The sequence below is a fragment of the Streptomyces sp. NTH33 genome (assembly GCF_003236365.1).
In the GTDB taxonomy this organism is placed as follows: Bacteria; Actinomycetota; Actinomycetes; order Streptomycetales; family Streptomycetaceae; genus Streptomyces.
Map to the genome: position 1 here is coordinate 1 of NZ_POTZ01000394.1, position 6,520 is coordinate 6,520.

General features: G+C 70.0%; 5 protein-coding genes. All 5 read left to right on the forward strand.

The features are described from left to right. Positions 1–787 precede the first annotated feature (787 nt). The 5 genes from C1I97_RS28380 (at position 788) to C1I97_RS28400 (ending at position 6,423) form a co-directional block, all read left to right on the forward strand. The gene (locus C1I97_RS28380) at positions 788–1,384 is read left to right on the forward strand and encodes a TetR/AcrR family transcriptional regulator (protein WP_258382776.1); all 597 of its coding nucleotides are present in this window, start codon (positions 788–790) and stop codon (positions 1,382–1,384) included. A gap of 141 nt (positions 1,385–1,525) precedes the next feature. Then, positions 1,526–1,903 (forward strand): hypothetical protein, encoded by a 378-nt coding sequence (locus C1I97_RS28385; protein WP_111005990.1) that lies wholly within the window; start codon positions 1,526–1,528, stop codon positions 1,901–1,903. A 210-nt stretch (positions 1,904–2,113) separates the two neighbouring features. After that, positions 2,114–2,926 (forward strand): SDR family NAD(P)-dependent oxidoreductase, encoded by an 813-nt coding sequence (locus C1I97_RS28390; protein ID WP_111005991.1) that lies wholly within the window; start codon positions 2,114–2,116, stop codon positions 2,924–2,926. Between the two features lie 14 nt (positions 2,927–2,940). Continuing rightward, positions 2,941–4,158: a serine hydrolase domain-containing protein gene (locus C1I97_RS28395; protein WP_111005992.1), complete on the forward strand. Its 1,218-nt coding sequence runs from the start codon at positions 2,941–2,943 to the stop codon at positions 4,156–4,158. Positions 4,159–4,173: 15 nt separating this feature from the next. Next, the gene (locus C1I97_RS28400; RefSeq protein ID WP_111005993.1) at positions 4,174–6,423 is read left to right on the forward strand and encodes a cytochrome P450; all 2,250 of its coding nucleotides are present in this window, start codon (positions 4,174–4,176) and stop codon (positions 6,421–6,423) included. Positions 6,424–6,520 lie beyond the last annotated feature (97 nt).

Below are 6,520 nucleotides of genomic sequence, written 5' to 3' on the forward strand. Positions count from 1 at the left end.
GAACGGCTACCACCCGGCCCCGGGCGGACGCGTACGCCCTCCTCCTCACCTTCTGATGAGGGGGAGGGCGTACCACTGTGCGGCCAGGGCGCGCAGCACAGTCCGATGCCTACCACCGCGGTGGTAGGCATCGGGAACCCCGATGAGATCGCCGCCGGTCGGCGGGGGTGGCTTCGACCGGTCGGCCGGGGGCCGTCGCAGAGCGACGCTCACCGCCGTCGCGGGCGCGTTGGTCCTGCCGCACGTCCTGTGCGCGATCAGGTGTGAACAGGCCGGTGCCCGGGTTGAGTTCGCAACATGGGCCTTGGGACATCGGTCTGCCGCGGGTAGGGCGTCGCGTACGGGGACGTCGCGGCTGGTGGCGCGGGTGGTGTCCCCCGTGCGTGTTCTCTTGCCCGCAAGTCCGAGGAGTTCGCGGATGCCCCGGTTCCTTGCCGCCGTGCTGCTCCTCGACGGCTTCGAACTGGTCGCAACTGGTCGCCCACTCGCCGGGCGGGTGTGACGGCTCGGCCCCGCCATGTGAAGTCTCGCCCGCCACTGTGTGCCAGGTGGTCCGGCGGTGGTCCAGCGGCCTGGTCCGCTGTCGGCGACCGAGCCGACCTGGGCCTCTCAGGAGGCAGTCGAGCGGTCGTGGCCAGCGGACGGCACACTCATCCGGTCCGCGACAGGAAACCGGCCGTGATCGTGTCCCGATCACAGGTGCGCGGCTTTCCGGCCTGCTCACAGCGCTGTGTAGGGTGTGCCCCACGTCTGTTTGGAAGGGTTCCCGGTGCCGGAGAAGAGTCCCGTGTCGCGCGCCGAGCAGAAGCGCCGCACGCGCGATGCATTGGTCTACGCCGCGCGCGGCCTGTTTGTCGCGCAAGGCTACACGGCGACGACGGCGGACGCCATCGCGCGCGCGGCGAAGGTCTCGCGGGCCACGTTCTACCTGCACTTCCACTCCAAGGGCGAGATCGTCGTCGAGATCATGCGCGGCGTGGAACCGGAGGTGCTCGCCGCGTACAGGCGGCTGGCTCTCGTCGAGCCCACGCCCGTGGCCACCGAGAAGTGGCTGCGCGAGCACGCCGCCATGTGGCGCCGGTACCGTATGGAGTTCACCTCCATGGAGCAGGCGCTCGCGAACGAGACGGCCGTCGCGGACGAGTGGTTCGGCTTGTACGGCCGGATCGCCGACGCGATGCCCGCCGTCGTCGACCGGCTCACCGCGCGCGGCCTCACGGCGGAGCGAGCCCGGGCACGGCTCGTCGCGCTCGCGATGACCATCGAGCGCGCGTTCTACTTCGCTGTCGTGCGCGACCGTCCGGCGTTCTTCGAGGCGATCGTGCTGGAGCTCGCCGACGCCCTCGCACACGCTCTGCAGGGGGACCCGGACTACCCGGCCTGAGGCCTGGCGCCGACTCTCCGAGCCCTGCGCCGCGAAATATTTCACTAGACACTTGCCAAGTGAACTGGGGTCGGCGAAGCTGTGCGCCGCCCCCCTCGCGCGGCGTCGTGTCCGCGCGGCGCGGAGCAAGGAGCGGCAACGATGTCCAAGATGCCCTCCCGCGCCGACGCGGGCTCCGCCGCGTCCGAGGCCCGGACTGTGCCCCGGTGCCAGGTCGGCCTCCCCGTGGCGCTGACCTTCTCGGCGCCGCAGATGCCCAACGAGGTCGGGACGATGACGGCGATCCCGCTCCACGCCTCGATGAGTGCGGACCTCCCACTGCCGTCGACCCGGGCAGCCTGGGTGCTGCCCTGTGTGCCGCCATCGCGGCCGGCAACGCCGACCGGGCCGCCGGCGCGCCGACCGCGGGTGCTTGCGGCGTCGGCCTGCTCGTGGCCGCCGCCGGTGGGTCTCGTCGCCGTCCTGGCCGGTCTCGTGCTGCGCCCGAGCGGTCGTGTCGAGGTCACCGCGGGGCTCTGAGCCCGCAGGCGGTGAGGGCCGCCCGGGCCCGGCCCGGCGTCTGTCGGGTCGCGGGTCCTGGGTCCTTCCCGGAGGTGGGTCCGTGTGCTCGGTCCCGCTTCGGTACGCCGGAATTTCCACTCCGGTTCACTAGACATATGTCTAGTGAACGTGGAACCCTCCTCGTATTGCGAACCCGTCGCGGTGACCTGGAGTGCTCAAGGAGGAGCAATGAAGTTCGCCGACCACGTTGTATTCGTCACTGGAGCAGCCTCCGGCATGGGCCTCGCGGTGGCCCGCGCGTTCCACGAGGAAGGCGCCGTCGTCTACGGCGCCGACATCTCCGCCGAAGCGCTGAAGACCGCGTTCGACGGCATGCGACGCGCAGTCCCGCTCGCCTTCGACATCGCCGACAGCACGGCCGTGGGCGAGGCGTTCGCCCAGGTGGAGGCGGACCACGGCCGTCTGAGCACCCTGGTCAACGCCGCCGGCGTCAACGCCCCGAACCGGGCCGCGCTGGAAGCGCTCAACGAGGAGAACTACAAGGGCTTCCTCGCGATGAAGGAGGGGCGCCGTCACAACCCGGAGTTCATCGAGCACATCACGGACGAGGACTTCGACCGCGTCCTGAAGATCAATCTCTACGGCACCTTCTATACCATGCGCGCGGCCACCCCGCTGCTGAAGAAGAACGGCGGCGGCGCCATCGTCAACTTCTCCTCGGCCGCGGCGTTGATGGGTGTGGCCATGCCGCCCTACTACCCGGCCTCGAAGGCCGCCGTCCTCGGGCTCACCCGCGAGGGAGCGGTCGAACTCGCCCCGTTCGGCATCCGCGTCAACGCCCTCGCCCCCGGTGCCATCGACACCCCGCTCTTCCGGCAGAGCGACGACGAGTTCGTCGACTTCCTCGTCGGCCTCCAGCCGATCCGCCGCACGGCCACGCCCGAGGAGATCGCCAAGACGGTCCTGTTCCTCGCCGGCGAGGACGGCTCGTACTACACCGGTCAGACGATCTCGCCCTCGGGCGGGCTCGTGATGCAGTGAGAGGCCCGACGACCATGACCTCCGACACCACCACCGTCCCCGTCGCGCGGACTGCCGGCCCCGACGTCGTGGCACGTGCCGACGTGGACGGCCGCGCACTTGAGCGGTTCGTCGCCGAGATCACGAGCGACATCGCGGCCGGCACCTACGACGGCGCGCACCTGATCCTCGCCCGTGGTGGGGACGTCGTCGTGGACACCACGCTCGGCTGGCACGAGCGCGCCACCGGCCGCGAGCTGCGGCCCGATGCCGTGTTCCGCGTGCTGTCGCTCACCAAGGCGTTCACCAACGCGATGGCGCTGCGGGCGATCGGAGAGGGCAGGCTGGCCCTCTCCACCCGCGTCGTGGACCTGATCCCGGAGTTCCTCGGAACCGACCCGTTCCACATGCTCCGCAAGGACCGGATCAACCTCGTCCACCTGCTCACGCACCGCTCCGGCATGCCGCCGACACCGAACCCGGGACTCGGACCGGACCGCTTCGGCGTCCTCGCGGACGTCATCCAGGCCCTGTCCACGGTGGACGTGCTGTTCGAACCCGGCACCAACCTCAACTACGCGCCGGCGATCAACCACGCGCTCATGGGCGAGATGGTGCGCCGCGCCTACGGTGCCCCGTCGTTCCGTGACCTGGCCCGAGAGCTGATCTTCGACCCGCTGGGCATGGACGAGACCTCGTTCGGTCTCCCGGCGGCACTCAAGGACCGGGCCGTGCCGCTCAAGGCGTACCTGCCCGAGGGCGGGTTCCTGCAGCCGAGCGACATCGAGTGTCTCAACGACCACATTACCGAGGACGCGGAGATGCCGTGGGTGGGCTCCGTCTCCACGGCCCGCGACGTCTTCGCGTTCGCCGAGATGATCCGCCGTCGCGGCCTGCACGACGGGCAGTGGGTGCTGGCTCCGTCGATCGTCGACCAGGCCACCACCCTGCAGACCGGTGACATGCCGAACGACCTGTACGCCCAGATGGCGGCCGCCCGCGGCTGGGAGATACCCCGCGGCAACTTCGGCCTCGGCTTCTCGCTCTCCGGCACGGGCACCGCGCCCAGCTTCTTCGGCCCCTTCACGTCGCCGCGCACGCACGGGAACTACGGCGCCGGGTCGTCGCTGTTCTGGGTCGACCCCGAGCGCGACCTCACCTTCGTGTTCCTGTCCGCCGGAGTCATGGAGGAGAGCGAGAACGTCGCCCGCTTCCAGAAGCTGTCGACCATGGCCGTGGCCGCGGCCCTGTAGGAAAAGGAGTCGATGATGACCGAGACCGTGACACCACCCGCCGTCGGCCGCTGCCCCGTCGCGCACGGCTTCGACGCCATGAGCGACGACTACTACCGCGATCCGTCGATGCACTTCGCCAAGGTGCGCGACGAGCATCCGGTGTTCTGGTACCCGTGGCTCAACGCATGGGTGGTCACCAAGCGCGAGGACGTCCTTCGCGTATTGGCCGACTGGAAGGAGTTCTCCTCCTCCGGCAACACCGCGACGATCGAGGTCCCCGAGAAGCACCGCGACGTCGTCCCGCAGGGCCTGATGTCCGAGATGATCGTGGGCACGGATCCCGAACTGCACACCATCCACCGCAACGCGGCGCTGCGCGGATTCACCCAGGACCGCATGGAGGCGCTGCGTCCGCAGATCGAGGAGCGCGCCCATCGCATCCTCGACAAGATCGAGACGCGGGGCTCCGGCGACCTCATGGAGGAGTACTGCCTGGAGCTGACCACCCAGACCCTGCTGGCCCACCTGGGCCTGGGCTGGGAGCACGACGCCATGATGCGCCAACTGCGCGGCGACATGGGCCGGGTGCTCTCCTCCGCCCAGGAGGAGATGCCGGCGGAGATCTTCGACGAGGTGTGGGAGCGGTTCGCTTCCGCCTTCGCGCAACTGCAGGCCGTGGTCGCCGAACGTCGCGAGAACCCCGGCGACGACTTCATCAGCGACATGGCGACACAGCGGGCAGGCGACGGCGAATACGTCCTGACCATCCCGCAAGTAGCGCTTCATATCTGCGAGTTCGCCCTGGCCGGTGCCGACACCACCGCCCAGGCGATGGCGAACGCCGTACTGTTCCTCGACACCAGGCGCGACTACATCGACGAGGCACTCGAGGACCCGGCGCTGTGGGCGAACGTCTTCGAGGAGACCGTGCGCCGCCGCCCGTCGTCGCCCTTCGCCTCCCGCAAGGCGATGCGCGACATGGAGATCTCCGGTGTGAAGATTTCCCAGGGCGACATGATCTGGGTCTCGCTCGCGAGCGCGAACACGGACCCCGCCCACGTCGAGCGCCCCTTCGAGTTCGACATCCACCGCGAGGACCCCGCCGACCACCTGGCCTTCACGACCGGTCGGCACACGTGCCTCGGCCAGGCACTGGCCCGCGTGCAGGGCGCGACGGGACTCAGGGTGCTCTTCGAGCGGCTGCCCTCGCTGCGCCCGGCCGACGAGGTCCCGCTCGACTTCGCCCGGATGGCGCTGCTGCCGGTGCGTCTGTCCCTGCCCGCCGTCTGGGACGTCGCCGATGTCGAGCGTCAGAAGAAGCGCGTCAAGCGTGAGATGGACCTCGTCCTGACCGGCAAGGAGGAGATCGCCGACGGTGTCGTCGCGCTGCGCTTCGCCCACCCGGACGGCGAGGCTCTGCCGGACTGGGAGCCCGGCGCGCACGTCGACGTCCGCATACCGGTCAGCGGTGGCGCCGTGGTGCGGCAGTACTCGCTGTCGTCGTCGCCGTCGAAGCCGAACGAGTGGCGGCTGGGCGTCCTGCGCGAGGCCAACGGGCGGGGCGGCTCGCGGGCGATCCACGACCGGTTCGAGGTCGGCGCACAGGTCCGCCTGGGCTGGCCGCGCAACAACTTCAGGTTCGTGCCCTCGCCCCGCTACGTCTTCGTCGCGGGCGGCATCGGCATCACCCCGATCCTTCCCATGATCGAAAAGGCCGAGGCCGAGGGCGCCGAGTGGGAGCTGCACTACGGCGGTCGCACCCGCTCGTCCATGGCGTTCCTCGGCGAGCTGGAGAAGTACGGCGACCGGGTGAAGCCCGTGCCGCAGGACGAGTGCGGCCACCCGGACCTGCCAGGCATCTTCGACACTGTCCGGGCCGACACGCTCGTCTACGCGTGCGGTCCGGAGCCGCTGCTCAAGGCGCTCGAAGACGCCCTGGCGCACTGGCCGGCGGGCACACTGCACACCGAGCGGTTCGCGCCCAAGAAGGTGGTGCGCGATGCGCCCGACGAGGCCTTCGAGGTCGAGTTCGCCGAGTCCGGCATCGTGGCCGAGGTGGCCGCGGGCAAGTCGATCCTCCAGGTCGCCGAGGAACAGGGCATCACCGCGCTGTCCTCCTGCAAGGAGGGCACATGCGGCACCTGCGAGACGCAGATCCTGCACGGCGCCGCCGACCACCGCGACTCGATCCTCACACCGGCGGAACAGGCGGCCAACGACACGATGATGATCTGCGTGTCGCGCGCCGCGAAGGGCTGCCCGCGCCTGGTCCTGGAGGTTTGACCCGGGGCCCGGAATCGACGGGTATGACGACGGGGCATGGGGCCCGCCGCGGCGGATCCCATGCCCCGTCGTCCACGTGCCCGCCCCTGTTCCCCTA

Excerpts from the sequence above, each read along its gene's own strand:
- C1I97_RS28385 (WP_111005990.1), top strand. The coding sequence starts at position 1,526 with ATGTCCAAGATGCCCTCCCGCGCCGACGCGGGCTCCGCCGCGTCCGAG.
- C1I97_RS28395 (WP_111005992.1), top strand. The coding sequence starts at position 2,941 with ATGACCTCCGACACCACCACCGTCCCCGTCGCGCGGACTGCCGGCCCC.
- C1I97_RS28400 (WP_111005993.1), top strand. The coding sequence starts at position 4,174 with ATGACCGAGACCGTGACACCACCCGCCGTCGGCCGCTGCCCCGTCGCG.
- C1I97_RS28390 (WP_111005991.1), top strand. The coding sequence starts at position 2,114 with ATGAAGTTCGCCGACCACGTTGTATTCGTCACTGGAGCAGCCTCCGGC.